Annotated in this window: 21 protein-coding genes; 13 read left to right on the top strand and 8 right to left on the bottom strand. The window is 41.9% G+C overall.

The window, feature by feature from the left end; translation table 11 throughout:
* Positions 1-54: 54 nt before the first annotated feature.
* From IGI69_RS10915 to IGI69_RS10895, 5 genes are all read right to left on the bottom strand, one after another.
* Positions 55-1,449, bottom strand: a complete 1,395-nt coding sequence (locus IGI69_RS10915; RefSeq protein WP_438740820.1) for a Y-family DNA polymerase — start codon at positions 1,447-1,449, stop codon at positions 55-57.
* A gap of 254 nt (positions 1,450-1,703) precedes the next feature.
* Complete coding sequence (locus IGI69_RS10910) at positions 1,704-2,090, bottom strand: VOC family protein (RefSeq protein WP_081116279.1); 387 nt, start codon at positions 2,088-2,090, stop codon at positions 1,704-1,706.
* A gap of 64 nt (positions 2,091-2,154) precedes the next feature.
* Positions 2,155-2,565: a FosX/FosE/FosI family fosfomycin resistance hydrolase gene (gene fosX, locus IGI69_RS10905; protein ID WP_060792282.1), complete on the bottom strand. Its 411-nt coding sequence runs from the start codon at positions 2,563-2,565 to the stop codon at positions 2,155-2,157.
* Positions 2,566-2,635: 70 nt separating this feature from the next.
* Positions 2,636-2,887, bottom strand: a complete 252-nt coding sequence (locus IGI69_RS10900; RefSeq protein WP_081116278.1) for a hypothetical protein — start codon at positions 2,885-2,887, stop codon at positions 2,636-2,638.
* Between the two features lie 151 nt (positions 2,888-3,038).
* Positions 3,039-3,356, bottom strand: a complete 318-nt coding sequence (locus IGI69_RS10895) for a MazG nucleotide pyrophosphohydrolase domain-containing protein (protein WP_213335545.1) — start codon at positions 3,354-3,356, stop codon at positions 3,039-3,041.
* A 681-nt stretch (positions 3,357-4,037) separates the two neighbouring features.
* Here IGI69_RS10895 and IGI69_RS10890 point away from each other — a divergent pair.
* A complete protein-coding gene (locus tag IGI69_RS10890; RefSeq protein ID WP_061053915.1) occupies positions 4,038-4,640 on the top strand; it encodes a GNAT family N-acetyltransferase in 603 nt (200 codons plus the stop codon).
* A gap of 652 nt (positions 4,641-5,292) precedes the next feature.
* On the opposite strand, the gene rpmG is transcribed toward IGI69_RS10890, so the two are convergent.
* Together rpmG and IGI69_RS10880 are read right to left on the bottom strand one after the other, a co-directional pair.
* Positions 5,293-5,442: a 50S ribosomal protein L33 gene (gene rpmG / locus IGI69_RS10885; RefSeq protein WP_005229384.1), complete on the bottom strand. Its 150-nt coding sequence runs from the start codon at positions 5,440-5,442 to the stop codon at positions 5,293-5,295.
* 137 nt (positions 5,443-5,579) lie between these two features.
* Entirely contained in the window at positions 5,580-6,539 is a 960-nt protein-coding gene (locus IGI69_RS10880; RefSeq protein WP_438740816.1) for an ABC transporter substrate-binding protein, read from the bottom strand.
* Between the two features lie 202 nt (positions 6,540-6,741).
* On the opposite strand from IGI69_RS10880, the gene IGI69_RS10875 reads away from it, so the two are divergent.
* From IGI69_RS10875 to IGI69_RS10835, 9 genes are all read left to right on the top strand, one after another.
* Positions 6,742-7,533: an ABC transporter ATP-binding protein gene (locus IGI69_RS10875; RefSeq protein WP_438740814.1), complete on the top strand. Its 792-nt coding sequence runs from the start codon at positions 6,742-6,744 to the stop codon at positions 7,531-7,533.
* Complete coding sequence (locus IGI69_RS10870; protein WP_438740812.1) at positions 7,530-8,510, top strand: FecCD family ABC transporter permease; 981 nt, start codon at positions 7,530-7,532, stop codon at positions 8,508-8,510. Before IGI69_RS10875 ends, IGI69_RS10870 begins: the two co-directional genes overlap by 4 nt.
* Entirely contained in the window at positions 8,510-9,487 is a 978-nt protein-coding gene (locus IGI69_RS10865; protein ID WP_438740810.1) for a FecCD family ABC transporter permease, read from the top strand. The genes IGI69_RS10870 and IGI69_RS10865 overlap by 1 nt, the downstream gene beginning before the upstream one ends.
* A 90-nt stretch (positions 9,488-9,577) precedes the next feature.
* Positions 9,578-10,117, top strand: a complete 540-nt coding sequence (locus IGI69_RS10860; protein ID WP_194194041.1) for a 5-formyltetrahydrofolate cyclo-ligase — start codon at positions 9,578-9,580, stop codon at positions 10,115-10,117.
* Between the two features lie 12 nt (positions 10,118-10,129).
* The gene (locus IGI69_RS10855; RefSeq protein WP_005229393.1) at positions 10,130-10,798 is read left to right on the top strand and encodes a rhomboid family intramembrane serine protease; all 669 of its coding nucleotides are present in this window, start codon (positions 10,130-10,132) and stop codon (positions 10,796-10,798) included.
* Between the two features lie 30 nt (positions 10,799-10,828).
* Positions 10,829-11,038 carry a YqgQ family protein gene (locus tag IGI69_RS10850; RefSeq protein WP_005229394.1) on the top strand — a complete coding sequence of 70 codons (210 nt, stop codon included), beginning with the start codon at positions 10,829-10,831 and terminating at the stop codon, positions 11,036-11,038.
* Positions 11,038-12,009: an ROK family glucokinase gene (locus IGI69_RS10845; protein ID WP_005229395.1), complete on the top strand. Its 972-nt coding sequence runs from the start codon at positions 11,038-11,040 to the stop codon at positions 12,007-12,009. The genes IGI69_RS10850 and IGI69_RS10845 overlap by 1 nt, the downstream gene beginning before the upstream one ends.
* Before the next feature lie 83 nt (positions 12,010-12,092).
* On the top strand, positions 12,093-12,494 hold the full coding sequence (locus IGI69_RS10840; protein ID WP_005229396.1) for a rhodanese-like domain-containing protein: 402 nt from the start codon (positions 12,093-12,095) through the stop codon (positions 12,492-12,494).
* A gap of 148 nt (positions 12,495-12,642) precedes the next feature.
* Positions 12,643-12,999 carry a DUF488 domain-containing protein gene (locus IGI69_RS10835; protein ID WP_438740808.1) on the top strand — a complete coding sequence of 119 codons (357 nt, stop codon included), beginning with the start codon at positions 12,643-12,645 and terminating at the stop codon, positions 12,997-12,999.
* A gap of 56 nt (positions 13,000-13,055) precedes the next feature.
* Here the strand turns inward: IGI69_RS10835 and IGI69_RS10830 are convergent, their stop codons facing one another.
* Complete coding sequence (locus tag IGI69_RS10830; protein WP_017144401.1) at positions 13,056-13,223, bottom strand: DUF3042 family protein; 168 nt, start codon at positions 13,221-13,223, stop codon at positions 13,056-13,058.
* Between the two features lie 151 nt (positions 13,224-13,374).
* On the opposite strand from IGI69_RS10830, the gene IGI69_RS10825 reads away from it, so the two are divergent.
* From IGI69_RS10825 to galT, 3 genes are read left to right on the top strand one after another with little or no spacing between them, the layout of a single operon-like run.
* Positions 13,375-14,532, top strand: a complete 1,158-nt coding sequence (locus IGI69_RS10825; protein WP_438740806.1) for a galactokinase — start codon at positions 13,375-13,377, stop codon at positions 14,530-14,532.
* Positions 14,533-14,573: 41 nt separating this feature from the next.
* On the top strand, positions 14,574-15,572 hold the full coding sequence (gene galE / locus IGI69_RS10820) for a UDP-glucose 4-epimerase GalE (RefSeq protein ID WP_034872195.1): 999 nt from the start codon (positions 14,574-14,576) through the stop codon (positions 15,570-15,572).
* A 3-nt stretch (positions 15,573-15,575) separates the two neighbouring features.
* Complete coding sequence (galT, locus tag IGI69_RS10815) at positions 15,576-17,060, top strand: UDP-glucose--hexose-1-phosphate uridylyltransferase (protein ID WP_438740803.1); 1,485 nt, start codon at positions 15,576-15,578, stop codon at positions 17,058-17,060.
* Positions 17,061-17,065: the final 5 nt, after the last annotated feature.

The following is a 17,065-nucleotide window of genomic DNA, read 5'->3' as shown; positions in this document are numbered from 1 at the left end:
ACTGTTTGTTAATGTTATCTTAAGATTTGTCAGCAAAAAGGAAAGAAAAACGAATCAAGTGCCAGTATTTTTCGAACCATCAGCAAACGGTTCTTTTTCCTTTTGCTGATGGACGGGTCCTATATTAGCGATCCCATCTAGACCACCGGCATGTCCGCCGACTAATTTGCTGCGAGCAATGGCGCGAGCGCCTTCCATTCGGCTTGTGGCATGAACGATCGAAGTGAAGCCATATTTCTCACGAATCTTATCGATGATCAAATCTAATTTACGCTGGCGCAACTGCGCTTCTGCTTGCTCAAAAAGATCCAGCTGGACATTTTCTGTATAAACCAATTTTGAATAGGTAATACCAATGTGGCGAACGACTTGCCCGGTATAAAATTTTCGAAAGAGAAATAGGCAATGAGCGACAAGTTTACGGGTATTGTCAGTTGGCGGGATTTTCATTTGCCGGGAAAAACCAGAAGCAGTTTCACCAAAGGCTACGCCGATGTAAACATTGATACAAGCGGTCTGACAATGATGGCGGCGAATTCGAGCGGCAACTTGCTCCGCCATTTCCTTGATGACGATCTCGATTTCTTCTTGTAAATAATAATTGCGATGTAGAACTTGGCTATTGCCGTAGCTTTTTTCCATCACTTGTGGTGTCGGTTCAGATAAAATCGTGCGATCAATGCCATGGGCGTGATGATAGAGCTGCTCGCCAATGATCCCCATGCGACTGCGTAAAAGATCAGGACTGGCGTAAGCCAATTGCTCGATCGTTTCAATCCCCATCAAGTGAAGTCGTTTTTCTGTGCGCCGACCGATCCCCCAAAACTCTGTCATAGGGGCGATCTGCCAAACTTTTGTCGGTACATCGTCATAGGTCCATTCAGCGATCAAGGAACGATTGTGTTTGGATTCGTTATCTAAAGCTAGTTTTGCTAACAATGGATTGTCGCCCATGCCGATGGTGACATACAATTTCGTTGTTTCGTAAATGTCTTTTTGAATTTGCTGGGCAATCAACCAACGTTTTTCTTCGCGAGAGATCGTTTTATCGGGAATGAAAAGATCCAATGTACGGGTCAGATCCATCATCGTTTCGTCGATCGAATAGAGCAGCAAGTCGTCTTGTCCAACATATTTGCGAAAGACATTATTGACTTTGGTGTTTTCTTTGATATAAAAACTCATACGCGGCGATGCTTTGTACAAATCGGGATGTGTCGGCAGGTTGTCATTGCGAGTCACATTTGAAATTCCCAATACCGATTTTGCCTTTGGGGAAGCTGCTAAGACTAAGCCGTTACCAGTATTGTCAGAATGTGACATGACGACCAGCATCGCTTGGATAGGATCTAATCCACGAGAGATGCATTCTACAGAAGCATAAAAACTTTTGACATCAATAAATAAGATATCGCGTTTTGGCTCGAGCGCATAATTAAAACCACCCATTTTTATCACTCCTTACCGAAATTATACGAACGTTTGTTCTTTTTTGTCAAGCGAACAGGAGCGGATGAGGGGGATTTGTTTTTTTATAGAGAAGTTATTTTTGTTTTATAATGATGGGAAACGTTGGTTTATAAGGAATACATTCATTTCAGATTATCAGAATTCGATTGGACATACATACGGGGTTTTGTCTTTTTACCCGAAAAACGGATAAAAAAACAGCCGATCCATTGGACCGACTGTCGTAGCTTAAATCAATTTTCGGCAGGTAGAGTTGCAAACAAACTTAAGAGATTGCCGTCTATGTCTTTGACAATGGCATAGCGTTGTCCCCAAAAGGCAGACCAAGGTTCTTTGAAAGACTGATACCCAGCAGCAACGACTTTTGCATGAAGGGCATCAACTTCTTCAGGAGAATCACATAAAAAGGCTAATTCAATCGTATCACCCACAGTCATTGGTGCATGTCCGTAGATCCCAGCAACCATCTTGCGGCTATTCAAGGAGATGCGAACCCCGTCGTTTGCTAATTCCATATAATCTTCTGAGTGCTGACCTAATGGCGTGAAGCCAAGTACTTGATAAAAAGCCAGTGCCTGTTCCATGTTTTTTGTGATAATACCGACCATATCTAGTTTCATTGTTTTCTTCCTTTCATGTGGGCGTTCTTTACATAACAGTCAATGCAGTTGCTAGTAATGATGATCACCTCGTTTCTGTCAGACGGTAATGGTGCAACCGTTCAGCCAACGTACCAGTGTGTAGTTCAAACAAATGGTTGTCATCGTCATAAAAATAAATAGAAGCACCTTCGCCTTTGATGCGGGAACGATCTTTTTCGATCTTCAATCCTAGTCCTTGTATGCGCGTAATCAAGGAATCGATTTGAGCTTGATCGATTTTAAAGGCAATATGGTTATACGTTTTCGGCAGCTTCTGGGAGGCATCCTCCATAACAGCAAGCCATAAGCCATCGATCAAAAAGAATTTTTCTGGGAAGTAAGAATGGGCCTGATCTTGACTATCATAAACTTCCTCTGCATCAAACAATGTTTCCAGCATCGTTGTCGTCTTTGCTAAATTCTGTACGATCAACGTGATATGGGAAATCTCCATCGCATCAACACTCCTTTGCTATGACGAAATAGGGGAAAGAGAAACAATCAGTATCAAAAGAAGCATTATGTTAGTGATTGTGAAATACCAAGAGGAAGAGCAGAACATAAAACAGTGTATCTGTTGCGCAAGGAATAAGTTTCTTCGTGTATTTTGTCCAAAAGAAGACATTTATTAAGAAGAGGACAATCACCGTCGGTAGGCTAAAGGTCCAAGCAGGGTGTTTGATGAAAATGAAAAGCATATTTCCAATAAGAGCAAAAAGAAAAGCGCCATAAAACAGACGATAGTTACTAGGTAGATACGCAAAATTGCCAAGCATGGGTTCACCTCCTATAGGCAGTATAGCATGAAAGAGCTGACTGGCACTCAAAGTATATTGAAAGGGCAGCTGGTTGTATCAATTGTATCCATACTGAAATTTTCCATCTCGCTTCTCCTCTGGGAGTCACTCGGTATAGGGTGTGGTCGCTTTATTTGGCCGACAAAAATTCCTTCAAATTAATCTGGTTACCATATTTTTTCGAAGCTTCTTTATCTTTTTCTAATATTACGGAGGTTAAATCAATGTTAGCAACACTAGCAATAGCAATTGTGTAATGTAAAACATCAGCAAGCTCTTTCTCAAGAGATGTATCCACTCCGTTTTTTCTTCCATTTGCTTGATTGAGAGCCTCAGCTACTTCTCCAATTTCTTCGACGAGTTTCATGAATAAACTTTCAGGTGTTCCTTTATCATTGTATTTATTTGACAGGTAATCTTGAATATCTTTGATTGATAAACTTTCCATTAAAAACCTCCTCATTGAACTGAAATTTTTTATTATCATTTATCAAAATCTTAGAAGTAGTATATTACTAGACAAAGTTTATAGCAACAGCTAATTGTAGTGGAACAGGTTGTAGCAACTGTACAACGTCGTGTGAATCAACTGTTAAGAAACAAAAATCTCGCCTTACATAAGTAGAGTGGTTGTACACAATTTTACTGTCAAATAATTTTTTCTTTTTTTTATATCTCCCCGTGAAGTTTTTTATTGTTAGGTAGTTTGATTATAAGCTAATTAGTAAGATAGAATGGAAACTAAATCGGAAACATCGTATGAAACAAAACTCGAAATAAAAAAATTAAAATCGACTGATGAAAGTTGATTCCGCTTGACTTGAGTGATAAATCAACATAATATAAATAAAGGAATAGTTTTAAAATTAGTTTAGAAACTAGCTATGTATTTAGCTTACAAATTAGCTAACGGTTTTACTTATAATTTCGATGTGAAGGAGATGATCGGAATGAGGTTAGATGTCAAAAAAAACCCGTCAGTCAGAGTGAAGAATGATAGGGAGTTTCGAAAAGTGAAAGAACTTGTGACGAGTAAACGAGTAACTCTTTTGGATGAAAAAGAATATCAAGAAAGCGTACAGACGGCATCAAACTTGCTCAAAAAAGCTGCCTTTATTATTAGGTGATTATGGAAAATACAGTAGAGAAAATATTTTATAATTCATGTATCGCTTTTGAAGAAATAGCGTCATTTGATTGTGGTAACGCCAGAATAAACCGTTTTTTTCATGAGGAAGCCTCTGAAACAGAAAATAGCGGATTTGGTGGGACGACAATCTTTTTTGATTCAATTAATAGGATGGTTTTAGGATTCTATACAATTTCATTAGCCAAACTAAATATAAGTAAATACGAACTCTACCCGAGATTTCAAGATGTGTTCGTGACTAAAACAATAAGTTCATTTGTTCAGAAATTTAGTGAAAAAGAGTTTCCCGTATTAGAAATATTAAGAATTGCAGTACATAAAGATGTTCAAGGACAAAAAGTTGGAACATCTATGGTACTAGAATTGTACAATGATATTCTTGATCTCAAATTAAAGTATAATTTGCCGATAAACAGTATATATATAGATGCACTTTATGAGGTTACTGAATTTTACGAGCGTTTAGGGTTTGAGTTTATATGTAACACTGATGGGGAAGAGATGCTGGAAAAGTATCCTATGATGATAACCATAGATAAGATCATGCTGATTATTTCAGAAATTGGATATTTTAGAACGTAAATTGAATCCCTATCACTCAGAAGCGAGTAGGAGGGATTTTTTGTGTTCTTCAATTAACTGATCTAATTCCTTTAATTCTTCAAAGGATGCATTCTTGATATATCTATCCCTTAACTCCAGAGCGATTGCGGAGGCGTTTCATTTCTTCTTTTCTTGCCATCTTCTCGATGCTTTAAGTTGAGCATCAGATGTTTTCTTTTCAATCAACACTCGCTCTCCATCCTAAAAAGTTGAATAAGTTTCATTACGATAGAGATGGCGATTAAAACCACAAGTATCACCAAGGCGGAATTTAGAATTTTCCTTCTTTTCATATTCTTCGACATTAGATTCATTCTTTTCATTTGCATCAAGATAAAGAGTAGTGACGATTGATGATGAACTGCAAAAAAAGTAGCACTAGTTTCAAAATTCGTGGTTGCTGTTTACGTCTGACTAGCTGGATCGGAGCAGTTGAAACCGTCGTTATTCGGCAGTAATCTAAGTCAATTACTGCAAAATTAACCCCTCGCCTATGAAAAAGTAGGCGAGGGGTGTTTATGTTCGAATGGTACTACTAAATCTAAGTTAAAGTCTACGTTGAAAGTATTGATTCAAAAAAGAAGTTCGCAAACGCCTTGGTTATCAGCGTTTGCGAACTTCTTAAATAGCATTATTTTGTTTCGCGGTGTAAAGTAACTTTTCTTTCACGTGGGCAATATTTTTTCTTTTCCAAACGATCAGGATTGTTACGTTTGTTTTTGTTTGATAAGTAGTTGCGTTCTTTACAAGAAGTGCACTCTAATGTGATGTTTACGCGCATGATTTTCCCCCCTAACGATACAAGAATCCTCTAAGAAATCTCTCAGACTAAAATATAATAGCATGTTTCGTGAGGGAATGCTAGCTTTTTCCTGAAATTTGTTAAGTAGTTTTACTTGACGAATTTCTTGAAACCCATTAGTCCAATTTGCTCTGGATATCTTCGATCATTTTGGTATAGGCGATCGGACCGTTGTAGAGCCAGCTTGATTCAGGGCCGAATTCCCATAAACGATTGTTTTTGACTGCATCAAGATTTTGCCAGACTTGTTCACTGAAAAAATCAGCGCCTTTATCACTATTCACTAAAATCAAGTAATCGGCATCCAATTCTGCTAATTTTTCCAGAGAAACGGCAGACCAGTCCGCAGTGGCACTTTCACTGATTTCTGAAACAAGCGAGGGAACTTCAAACCCGAGTTCGTGATACAGCAGTTGACCGCTTGATTTTGTTTCTGAAACCATGAAGACAGAATTATTGACCACCCATAATACAGCAATCGACTTGCCTTGGATTTGATCAGCGTACGTTTCCTTGGTAGCAGCGACTAAGTCATCATAATCAGCTTCTACTTGGGCAGCTTGCTCTTCTTTGTGTAACACCTTTGCGATATCTGTCAGACGTTCCCGCCAGGTCACGTCTTCGCCATTTGTGACCACATAGGTCGGCGCGATTTTACTGTATTGATCATATTTGTCGCCTTCCACCATGGAATTGCTATCCATCAGTAGCAGGTCTGGCTCAAAGCTCAAGACATCTTCATAGGGCAGATCATAGTTGATTCTTGGCACATCTGCTAGTTTGTCTTGCAAGTATGCTTGATCACTGTCATTGCCGACTGTCCATTGAGCAACCGGGGTTACCCCTAAAGCGACCAAATAATCTTCCAAGTAACTACCAATCACCCGCTGTGGGTTTTCGGGAACAGTGACTTCATTTCCCATCGCATCGGTAAAGGTTGTTGCTATTTCTGAAGAAGTAGTGGCTGATCCACTGCTATCCGTTGAGTCATTATTCGTGCCGCAAGCACCCAGTAGGGTAAGGGAGCAGGCAGCTAGCAGGGTAAGCCAAGTACTTCTTTTTGACCATTGTTTCATAGAAACACTTCCTCCTTTGTTACATGTTGAGCACTTATTATTTTAATTGAGAATAGTTCTCATTTGTTGATAGCTATTATCACGAAGAAACGCTCCTTTGTCAATCTTATTTTTTTATTTCCTTTTTTTAGAACTATTGACGAATAGTAGGATTACATTCATAATTGATAAGCATTATCAATCATTTATTTTGGGGACGAATATGGCGAAATTACGAACAGTTGACTTGAGTGTCGGCTATCAAAAACAAAAAATTGTGCAAAATCTAACAATTGAGATGCCAGAAGGGAAAATCATCGGCTTGATTGGTCCGAACGGCAGTGGGAAATCGACGTTTTTAAAGGCACTTGCCCGAATTTTACAGCCATTGTCTGGTGAGGTCCTCTTAGATGCACAAAACCTGCAAAACATCAAAACCAAAGAAGTAGCGAAAAAGATTGCGCTGCTCTCACAAGTTAGCGATTCATCGATTGGCTTGACGATTCGCGAAATTGTTTCTTATGGTCGTTTTCCCTATCAAAAAGGACTAAATAGTTTATCGGAACAAGATCTTGCGGCGATCGAATGGTCTTTGCAGGCAACGGGTTTGACGGCACTAGCAGATGAAACGATCAGCACGCTGTCAGGGGGACAAAAACAGCGCGTATGGATTGCCATGGCACTGGCGCAAGATACGGATATCGTGATTTTAGATGAACCAACGACTTTTTTAGATCCTGCGCATCAATTAGAAATTTTGCTCTTATTACAGAAAATCAATAAAACCTACGGAAAAACGATCATTATGTCGATTCATGACCTGAATCATGCGTCACGTTTTTCTGATTATATTTATGCATTAAAAGGTGGAGAGCTTTTGGTTTCCGGTACACCGGAAACAGTGCTGACCAAAGAATGGCTGCAACGTTTGTTTGAGATCGATGCCGTATTAGGAACCTTTCCTAATAGTACAAAGCCGTTGGTCTTGACCTATGAGTTAGGAGCCCAAGCATGAAAAAATTTCCTTGGTTGCTGCTGCTTTTTAGCGGCTGCTTTATTATCTGTTTCTTTTTAGCGATCACCCAAGGAGCGGCCGACCTTTCTTTTGAAACGATTTGGGATGCTGTCTTTGCTTTTGATTATGAGAATCAGCTGCATCAAGTCTGGCGCAATATCCGATTGCCCCGTGTGTTGGCTGCTTTTCTAGTAGGAAGCTGTTTTGCTGTTACGGGAGCTATCATGCAGGGAATTACGAAAAACGCTCTGGCAGATGGCGGTCTTTTAGGTGTCAACAGTGGGGCTGCGATGGGATTAGCGATCGCATTTATCCTATTTCCTAGTATTCAACCGAGTCAAGCGGCGCTATTTTCGTTTTTGGGTGCCTTTGTGGCAACTGCGCTGCTTTTTTTACTGACTCGCTATGCCAAATTAGGTATGTCACCTACAGGTTTGATTTTGGCTGGTGTGGCACTAAGTTCTTTTTTCTCAGCCATCAGTCAGACCCTGTCACTGCAATTTGATTTAAATCAAGAGCTAGCCTTTTGGTTTATCGGTGGTGCCGCAAATGTGACTTGGCAGCAACTGCGTTTTGTGGGCCCCATCTATCTGATCGCCATCGTTTTTGTGCTACGGCTAGGAAAAGCCCTCAATCTGTTAGCACTAGGAGATGACACCGTCATTTCATTAGGCAAGCACCCGCATCTGATTCGGGCATCTGCCTTACTGTTAGTCGTAGTTTTGGCGGGAATGGCGGTTTCGCTTGTAGGACCGGTCAGCTTTGTCGGCTTAATGGTTCCTCATGTCGTGCGGGGGATGGTGGGCAAAAACTACCAATTAATTTTGCCTTTGACGATCATTGGAGGTGGGACCCTAGTGATGGCCGCTGATCTGGCAGGTCGCTTGATCAATCCCCCTTTTGAGACACCCTTTGGGATACTGATGGCATTGATCGGTGTGCCTTTTCTATTGGTCAAGATACGGAGGGAAGACTGATGAAAAAAACACTCTTTGTTTTTTTTCTACTGGTGATGGCCGCTTTTTTAGGAAGTGTCATGGTGGGAAAAACAATCTTAACCTTTCAGACATTAGGGGCAATCTTTCAAGGTACGGCTTCTTCGAGTCAGGTACTGACGTTTACTGAGTTTCGACTACCACGGGCTTGTCTGGCGCTGATCGCCGGCGGTGCCTTTGGTTTTTCTGGTTTTGTCTTGCAGGGGGTGACGAGAAACGAGCTGGCTGATGCAAGTATCGTAGGAATCAACAATGGCGCGGGTCTCTTTGTAATGATCTACTTAGGGGTTTATACCCAAGGATCGCAGCTTTTACCTGTCGTTGGGATCTTCGGTGGCTTGTTGGCTGCTGTACTGGTCTATTTGATTGCCTATAAGCACCGCCAATTGTTATCGATGGAGCGAGTACTGCTGGCGGGAATCGCCGTCAATGCAGGGCTGGCGGCGGCTACCTTACTCTTTACGGTGGAATTATCAAAAGACCGCTATCGCTTTGTAACAGCGTGGCTTTCTGGTTCGATTTGGGGAACTTCTTGGCAGCAAATCACCAGTCTGCTTCCTTGGGTCATCGTATTGTCTGCCGCAGCTTTCTGGACCGTACCAAGGCTTAACTTACTTGGCTTTGGCGAGGAGCAGGCAATTAGCTTAGGGGTTTCTTTGACCCGTTTGCGGACGTGGTTTTTAGTGATCGCGGTTGGTTTAGCTGCCAGTACGGTTGGCTATACTGGTAATTTAGCCTTTGTGGGCTTATTGGCGCCTCATATCGCTAAGGGACTCATCGGCAGAGAATCTCGCAGTGCCTTTTTCTTAGCGGGAATGATCGGCAGTCTGCTAGTCTTAGTCAGTGATACGATCGGTCGTTTGCTATTGACAAGCGGCGAGATCCCAGCTGGTATCATCATTTCTATCGTAGGGGCACCATACTTTGTCTTTTTGCTGATCCGACGTAAAGAAGGATGAGCAACTAGTCATGATCTTGTCAAGAAAACTGCGATTCTAGTTTGCTATTTGGACACAGTTTTTGGTACTATTTCTGAGAGGAGTGATCCAATGGAAAAACCAGTCATTAGAGAGCACATGATCCAAACATTAAAACAAATGCCAATCAAACAAAAGCAGCAGAAAGAAACGCTGATTTTGCAGTTGCTGTTTTCTTCTCAGATTTGGCAAACAGCTGAGTCAGTAGGTGTGATCCGTTCGTTGCCATTTGAATTTGATACAGCGGCTATTTTTGCTAAAGGATTTGAACAAAACAAACGAATCGCAGTGCCGAAAGCACAACAGAAAAAATTGCAGTTTTATCATGTGGAGCCGACAACGCGTTATGAAGCGTCGGCATTTGGAGTTGAAGAGCCGATCAGTGAGCAAGAAGCCCATCACTTGGATTTACTCATTGTTCCCGGCTTGGCTTTTTCGAAAAAAGGCTATCGCATCGGCTTTGGCGGTGGCTATTATGATCGTTTCTTGTCAGCTTTCGATGGCAAGACCGTTTCTTTGGTCTTCGGAGAGCAATTCAACGATCAATGGACACCAGATGTATTCGACATCCCAATCGATAAAATCTATACGGATTCTCTTATTCGCACGTAAAGGAGCACGTCAATGAATTCTCAAATGAAAAGATGGCTGAATCAGCCGGTCTTCACGTATCTGTTTTTAGCTATCCAAACAATTGTGTTTATCTTAGGTTATTTTAGTCCCTCTATTCAATCAGGCGGGGTGATGTTTGGTCCGTTTGTCGTTTATTTAAATGAATATTGGCGTTTCGTTACCCCGATCTTTCTACATTTCGGTTTGGCTCATTTTGCGATCAATTCTGTGATTCTGTATTATATGGGGCAGCAAGTAGAAGCCATCTATGGTCATAGCCGTTTTTTTGCCTTGTATTTGCTAAGCGGCATCATGGGCAATACCATGAGTTTTGCCTTCAACCAAATAGGGGTTCAATCAGCAGGCGCGAGTACTTCTTTATTCGGACTTTTCGGGGCATTTTTGATTTTAGGTTGGCATTTTAGAAATGATTACCGCATCCAAGCAATGGTACGGCAATTTGCCCTATTCGTTGGATTGAACCTGGTTTTTGGTGTGTTTGATCAAACGATCGATATGTGGGGACACATTGGGGGGATCCTCGGTGGGTTATTACTAGGGAATCTTTTGGCATTGCCAAAGAACTACGGAAAATATTCGATCCACACCAGAATCCTCTCTGGCGTACTCTTTGTTTTCTTATTGGCTATTTTTGTGATATATGGTTTTAAAAAATATTAATTACTTGTATAATAAGCAGGAAGTGGTTAAATGGAAACGTTATATGACGTACAACAATTACTGAAACAATTTGGTGTTTACGTATATGTCGGCAAGCGGATCTACGATATAGAACTGATGCAAATCGAGCTGAAAAACTTTTATGACAGTCGCTTGATAGATCGGGATGTATATCTGACTGCCCGGCGAATTCTTACGCGGGAGCATCGAATTGAAGAAAGCCGGGAGGAAAACAAGTGATGGACAAAAAAATCATCGGAATTGATTTAGGCGGAACAACGGTGAAATTCGCTATTTTAACGAGCGAAGGCGAGATTCAGCAAAAATGGAGTATTGACACCAATATTCTTGATGAAGGCTCACATATTGTGCCAGAAATCGTGGCATCGATCAATCATCGCCTAGAATTATATGGCTTACAGCCAGAAGCATTTATCGGTATTGGTATGGGGACACCAGGAAGTGTCGATCGTGACAAAGGAACCGTCATCGGTGCCTACAATCTGAACTGGAAAACACTTCAGCCAGTCAAAGAACTGATTGAAAAAGGCACAAAAATCCCCTTTGCCATCGATAACGATGCCAATGTAGCAGCTTTAGGTGAGCGCTGGAAAGGGGCAGGGGATAACAATCCTGATGTCATCTTTATCACACTAGGTACAGGTGTTGGCGGCGGTATCATCATGGAAGGGCAATTGCTTCATGGGGTTGCTGGTTGTGCTGGAGAAATCGGTCATATCACTGTTGATCCTGAAGGGTTTGAATGTACTTGCGGCAAACGTGGTTGTTTAGAAACGGTTTCTAGTGCGACGGGTGTTGTGCGAGTTGCTCGACAGTTGGCAGAAGAATATGCTGGCGATTCGGCATTGAAACAGCAGCTGGACAATGGGGAAGATGTTTCAAGTAAAGATATTTTTGAAGCGGCTCAAGCAAACGATCCATTTGGCTTGATGGTCGTTGATAAAGTGTGCTTCTACCTTGGGTTGGCATGCGGAAACTTAGGAAACACATTAAATCCATCGAGTATCGTTTTAGGTGGAGGCGTATCAGCAGCCGGTGAATTTTTACGTGAACGGGTTGCTGCCTACTTTGCTCAGTTTACCTTCCCACAGGTAACGGAAAGTACCGAAATCAAATTGGCAGAACTTGGGAATGATGCCGGTGTGATCGGGGCAGCATCATTAGCTTTGCAATTTGCAGCAAAAGCTTAGATGCCAAGCTGCTAGGCAATGATACATTCAAGCAGCATAAATCAAAAAAAGAATGATTGTTACAATAGAGAGGAATAGAAGAAATGACACCAATTATGTGGCTAAACTTGGTTTTGGGATTAATCATCTTAGCAATCGCTTTGAACTGGGCGTATTTTCAAATCATGGGACGCCGTTCAGCAACGATCATCTCAGAAGATGAATTCAAAGCAGGAATGAAGAAAGCCCAAGTGATCGATGTTCGGGAAAAAAATGAGTTTGACAGTGGACATATTTTAGGGGCGCGTAATATTCCTTTTACTGTTTTGACGAATTCCTTCAGCGCATTTCGTAAAGATCAACCGATCTACTTATATGACACGCGTAAATCGTTGAGTATTCGCGCAGCGAATAAATTACGTAAAGAAGGCTTTACCAATGTCTATATCCTAAAAGAAGGATATGAAGGCTGGAGCGGCAAGACGAAAAAGAAAAATAGTTTATAAAATAGAGAACTCAAGGCAAAAGAACACAAGCAAATTTGAATGAGTGACGAAACACCAAACGGAGTGTTTCAAGTAAGTCATTGTTCAATTTACATTGTGGGCTTTTGCCTTTATTTGAACTTAGGTCTATTAATAAGGAGAGTGTGCGTTGATCAAGCGAAAAAGAATTTATGAAGCGGCAGAAACGACAGATGGCTATCGGGTATTGGTGGATCGCATCTGGCCTAGAGGGATGAAAAAGGAAACAGCTCAGATCGATCTATGGCTCAAAGCAGTCGCACCAAGTACTGAATTGCGCAAATGGTTTGGGCATGATCCTGAACGTTTTGATGCGTTTAAAGACCACTATCTACAAGAATTAGAGAAAGCGCCCGCTAAAGATGCCTTGGCACAGTTAAACGCGTTGGTTGCTGAACAAGAGACCGTGACCTTACTATACGGAGCGAAAAATGAAGAACAAAATCAAGCCGTGATTTTGCAGGACTTACTGGAGAAGGCAGAATGATTACCTAAAAGAGCCGCCAGCCTATTGAAGGCTGACGGCTCTTTTGTAGCAAATGATTAGCGGGCAACGCTTTTACGCATCGCGCGTTTCCGTTTTTCATCATGATCTGCTTGTTGTTCGTCAATTGGATCAATCACTTGTTTCTTGACCGTCATAACAACACTTGCAGCTGCAGCAACCGTTGCGACTGTTCCTACTAAAAATCCTGAAAGAAATCGTTTCATCATTAAACACCTCGCCTTTAGTTATAGGTTCATTATGAATGAAAACGGAAAAAATATCAAAAAAAATCACTTTTGGGATTGAAAACGCTTGAAATAATTTAGTAAATAATTTACAATAAGTTTACTAAAAAAGAAAGTGGGAGTGAGAAAAATGGAGCAATTGCAACAGATATTTATTGATAAATTTGGAACAGCAGGCACAGGCATGTATTTTGCGCCAGGGAGAATCAACTTGATCGGTGAACACACAGATTACAATGGCGGTTATGTTTTCCCGGCGGCAATCACATTAGGGACGTATGCAGTAGCACGAAAACGTGAAGACCAGTTGATCCAACTCTATTCAGAGAATTTTCCAGAAAAAGGCGTGATCTCCTTTCAGTTAGATGAGCTAGATTACCGAAAAGAAGATGATTGGACAAACTATCCGAAAGGGGTCGTTCGTTTCCTGAAAGAAGCGGGGCAAGGGATCGATCGTGGCTTTGACATCGCTTTTTATGGCAACATTCCGAATGGCGCAGGTCTTTCTTCTTCTGCATCGATTGAATTGCTGACGGGGGTTTGTCTAAAAGATCTCTTTGATTTAACCCTGAAGACCTTGGACTTAGTTAAAATCGGCAAAAAAGTCGAAAATGAGTTTATTGGCGTTAACTCAGGGATCATGGATCAATTTGCGATCGGAATGGGTCAAAAAGACCATGCATTGCTTTTAGATACGAACACTTTAAATTATGAAGTCGTACCAGCGGCATTTGGTGATTATGTCGTAGCGATCATGAATACCAATAAGCGCCGCGAATTGGCTGATTCTAAATACAATGAACGACGTGCAGAATGTGAAGAAGCATTAGCTCGTTTGCAAAAATCATTAGCCGTTGATTCATTGGGCGCATTGGACGAAGTAACCTTTTTTGCAAATACAGCATTGATCGATGATCCACGCTTGATCAAACGGGCGAAACATGCAGTGACGGAAAACCAACGGACATTAAAAGCAAAAGCCGCTTTGACTGCTGGTGATCTTGAAGAATTCGGCCAGTTGTTAAATGCTTCGCATGCTTCATTGCGGGATGATTATGAAGTGACAGGGCGTGAACTAGATACATTAGTCGCAGCTGCTCAAGCGCATCCTGCTGTTTTAGGTGCGCGGATGACTGGTGCGGGCTTTGGCGGCTGCGGGATCGCATTGGTCAAAGCAAGTGAATGGGCTGATTTTGAAGCGTCCGTCAAAGCAACCTATTTAGCAGAAATCGGCTACGCAACCGACATTTATCAAGCAAGTATTGATGATGGTGCACGAAAACTGTAGAATAAGAAATGATGAAGGAATTTAGAAAGAAGGCTGAAAATATGGCGATTTTAGTATTAGGAGGAGCCGGCTATATCGGTTCTCATGCAGTCGATCAATTGATCGGACAAGGAAAACAAGTCGTTGTCGTTGACAATTTGCTGACAGGACATCGCCAAGCGATCCATCCAGCAGCAACCTTTTATGAAGGGGATATTCGCGACAAAGCATTTTTACAATCGGTATTTGAAAAAGAAACGATCGATGGCGTGATTCACTTTGCTGCTAGCTCTTTGGTGGGCGAATCCGTAGAAAAACCATTGAAATATTTCAACAATAATGTGTATGGGATGCAGGTCCTCTTAGAAGTGATGAAGGAACATCAAGTGAAACATATTGTCTTTTCTTCTACAGCAGCAACCTATGGGGAACCTGATCATAGTCCAATCACGGAAGAAACCCCAACAAATCCTAAAAATCCTTATGGCGAAAGCAAGTTGATCATGGAAAAAATGATGCGTTGGTGCGATGAAGCCTATGGTATGAAGTATGTCGCATTGCGTTATTTCAATGTGGCTGGCGCGAAGTCGGATGCTTCGATCGGTGAAGACCATGATCCAGAAACACACTTAGTACCGATCATCTTGCAAGCTGCTTTAGGACAACGAAAAGAAGTCGCGATTTTTGGGGAGGATTACGATACTCCAGATGGGACTTGTGTCCGCGATTATGTTCATGTCGAAGATCTGATCGCTGCTCACCTGTTAGCATTAGAGTATTTACAAAAAGGCAGTGAGAGCAATGTCTTCAATTTAGGCAGCAATCATGGGTACTCTGTGAAAGAAATGGTGGAAGCTGCTCGCAATGTAACGAAAAAAGAGATCCCAGCCAGAGTGGCGCCTCGCCGTGCCGGTGATCCAAGTACCTTAGTGGCATCGAGTGAAAAAGCACGAAAGGTTTTAGGCTGGAAACCAGTCTATACCGACGTCGAAGCAATCATCGAGACTGCTTGGAATTGGCATGTCAGCCATCCAAATGGGTATCAAGGGCAGGAGGAATAACCAATGACGATCAGCCAAACAATCAGCGATTTCGTCACTTTAGCAATCAAGGCTGGCGGCTGGATGGAAATGGATCGTATTTATTTGCAAAACCGAGTACTAGCCATGATCGGGGAAGCTGTTTTTGAGCCCAGCGAAATTCGTTCTGTCGATCGTTCCTCCATTGATTTGATGGACGAGCTGGTGGCATGCGCTTTGAGCAATCAGCAAATTGACGATTCTCACGCAGAAAGAGAAATCTTTGAAGCACAGTTGATGGACTTTTTGACGCCACCGCCTTCAGTAGTCAATGCTTTTTTTGCGCAGCATTATGCCAATGATCCTAAAGAAGCGACGGATTATTTCTTTGAGCTGTGCCGTCAAAATGATTACATCAAGACTCGGGCCATCGCAAAGAATATCGTGTTCCCAGTTGATACCGAATATGGGGAGATCGAGATCACGATCAATTTATCAAAACCTGAAAAAGATCCCAAGCAAATAGCGAAAGAAGGAGCTGCTGCTTCTGTAGATTATCCGAAATGTATGTTGTGTTTGGAAAATGAAGGCTACCAAGGACGAGTCAATTATCCAGCGCGGACCAACCATCGGATCATCCGTATGAATTTGGATAATGAAGCATGGGGCTTTCAATATTCACCCTATGCCTACTACAATGAGCATTCGATTTTTCTCTCTTTAGACCATCGTCCTATGAAAATCAATTTGCAAACCTTCGCTCGCTTGTTGCAGATCATTGAAGTGATGCCGCATTATTTTGTCGGGTCCAATGCCGATCTGCCGATCGTTGGGGGTTCGATCTTGTCTCATGACCATTATCAAGGAGGACGGCACACGTTTGCCATGGCAAAAGCGCCGATCGAGCAACGCTTTTCTTTAACTGGTTTTCCTGATGTCGCTGCGGGGATCGTGAAGTGGCCAATGTCGGTGATACGACTACAAGCGAAAAACAAACAAAAATTAGCCGCCGCTTGCCAATATGTGTTAGCCCAATGGCAACAGTACTCAGATCCAAGTGTTTCGATCAATGCCTTTTCAGAAGATGGAACGCCTCATCATACGGTGACACCGATCGCACGCAAGCAAGGAGAGCTGTTTGAAATGGACTTAGTCTTGCGGGATAATAATGTTTCTGAAGAACATCCTGACGGCATTTTTCATCCGCATCAAGAAGTGCAGCATATCAAAAAAGAAAATATCGGATTGATTGAAGTCATGGGCTTGGCAGTTCTCCCGCCGCGTTTAGCTCCGGAACTTGAAGAAGTGACTGCTTATCTATTGGATCAGCCCAATCAGATCGCGGCATACCATATTCCTTGGGCAGATGCGATCAAAGCCCAGCACCCAGAATGCACTGCCGAAAACGTGTCGCAGATTTTACGTAATGCATTAGGGGAAGTCTTTACACAAGTATTGACGCATGCAGGCGTCTTCAAGCGAGACCAGACAGGGCAAGCGGCCTTTGCTCGCTTTATAGCTACTTTATAAAAAAG

The sequence above is a fragment of the Enterococcus sp. DIV1083b genome (assembly GCF_051713705.1).
GTDB classification, from domain to species: domain Bacteria; phylum Bacillota; class Bacilli; order Lactobacillales; family Enterococcaceae; genus Enterococcus_D; species Enterococcus_D casseliflavus.
The sequence above is the reverse complement of the archived record's forward strand: the minus strand, read 5'-3'. Positions and strand labels throughout refer to the sequence as shown.

Coding starts and splice junctions, on each gene's coding strand:
- IGI69_RS10915 (WP_438740820.1), bottom strand. CDS start 1,449: ATGGGTGGTTTTAATTATGCGCTCGAGCCAAAACGCGATATCTTATTT.
- IGI69_RS10910 (WP_081116279.1), bottom strand. CDS start 2,090: ATGAAACTAGATATGGTCGGTATTATCACAAAAAACATGGAACAGGCA.
- fosX (WP_060792282.1), bottom strand. CDS start 2,565: ATGGAGATTTCCCATATCACGTTGATCGTACAGAATTTAGCAAAGACG.
- IGI69_RS10900 (WP_081116278.1), bottom strand. CDS start 2,887: ATGCTTGGCAATTTTGCGTATCTACCTAGTAACTATCGTCTGTTTTAT.
- IGI69_RS10895 (WP_213335545.1), bottom strand. CDS start 3,356: ATGGAAAGTTTATCAATCAAAGATATTCAAGATTACCTGTCAAATAAA.
- IGI69_RS10890 (WP_061053915.1), top strand. CDS start 4,038: ATGGAAAATACAGTAGAGAAAATATTTTATAATTCATGTATCGCTTTT.
- rpmG (WP_005229384.1), bottom strand. CDS start 5,442: ATGCGCGTAAACATCACATTAGAGTGCACTTCTTGTAAAGAACGCAAC.
- IGI69_RS10880 (WP_438740816.1), bottom strand. CDS start 6,539: ATGAAACAATGGTCAAAAAGAAGTACTTGGCTTACCCTGCTAGCTGCC.
- IGI69_RS10875 (WP_438740814.1), top strand. CDS start 6,742: ATGGCGAAATTACGAACAGTTGACTTGAGTGTCGGCTATCAAAAACAA.
- IGI69_RS10870 (WP_438740812.1), top strand. CDS start 7,530: ATGAAAAAATTTCCTTGGTTGCTGCTGCTTTTTAGCGGCTGCTTTATT.
- IGI69_RS10865 (WP_438740810.1), top strand. CDS start 8,510: ATGAAAAAAACACTCTTTGTTTTTTTTCTACTGGTGATGGCCGCTTTT.
- IGI69_RS10860 (WP_194194041.1), top strand. CDS start 9,578: ATGGAAAAACCAGTCATTAGAGAGCACATGATCCAAACATTAAAACAA.
- IGI69_RS10855 (WP_005229393.1), top strand. CDS start 10,130: ATGAATTCTCAAATGAAAAGATGGCTGAATCAGCCGGTCTTCACGTAT.
- IGI69_RS10850 (WP_005229394.1), top strand. CDS start 10,829: ATGGAAACGTTATATGACGTACAACAATTACTGAAACAATTTGGTGTT.
- IGI69_RS10845 (WP_005229395.1), top strand. CDS start 11,038: ATGGACAAAAAAATCATCGGAATTGATTTAGGCGGAACAACGGTGAAA.
- IGI69_RS10840 (WP_005229396.1), top strand. CDS start 12,093: ATGACACCAATTATGTGGCTAAACTTGGTTTTGGGATTAATCATCTTA.
- IGI69_RS10830 (WP_017144401.1), bottom strand. CDS start 13,223: ATGAAACGATTTCTTTCAGGATTTTTAGTAGGAACAGTCGCAACGGTT.
- IGI69_RS10825 (WP_438740806.1), top strand. CDS start 13,375: ATGGAGCAATTGCAACAGATATTTATTGATAAATTTGGAACAGCAGGC.
- galE (WP_034872195.1), top strand. CDS start 14,574: ATGGCGATTTTAGTATTAGGAGGAGCCGGCTATATCGGTTCTCATGCA.
- galT (WP_438740803.1), top strand. CDS start 15,576: ATGACGATCAGCCAAACAATCAGCGATTTCGTCACTTTAGCAATCAAG.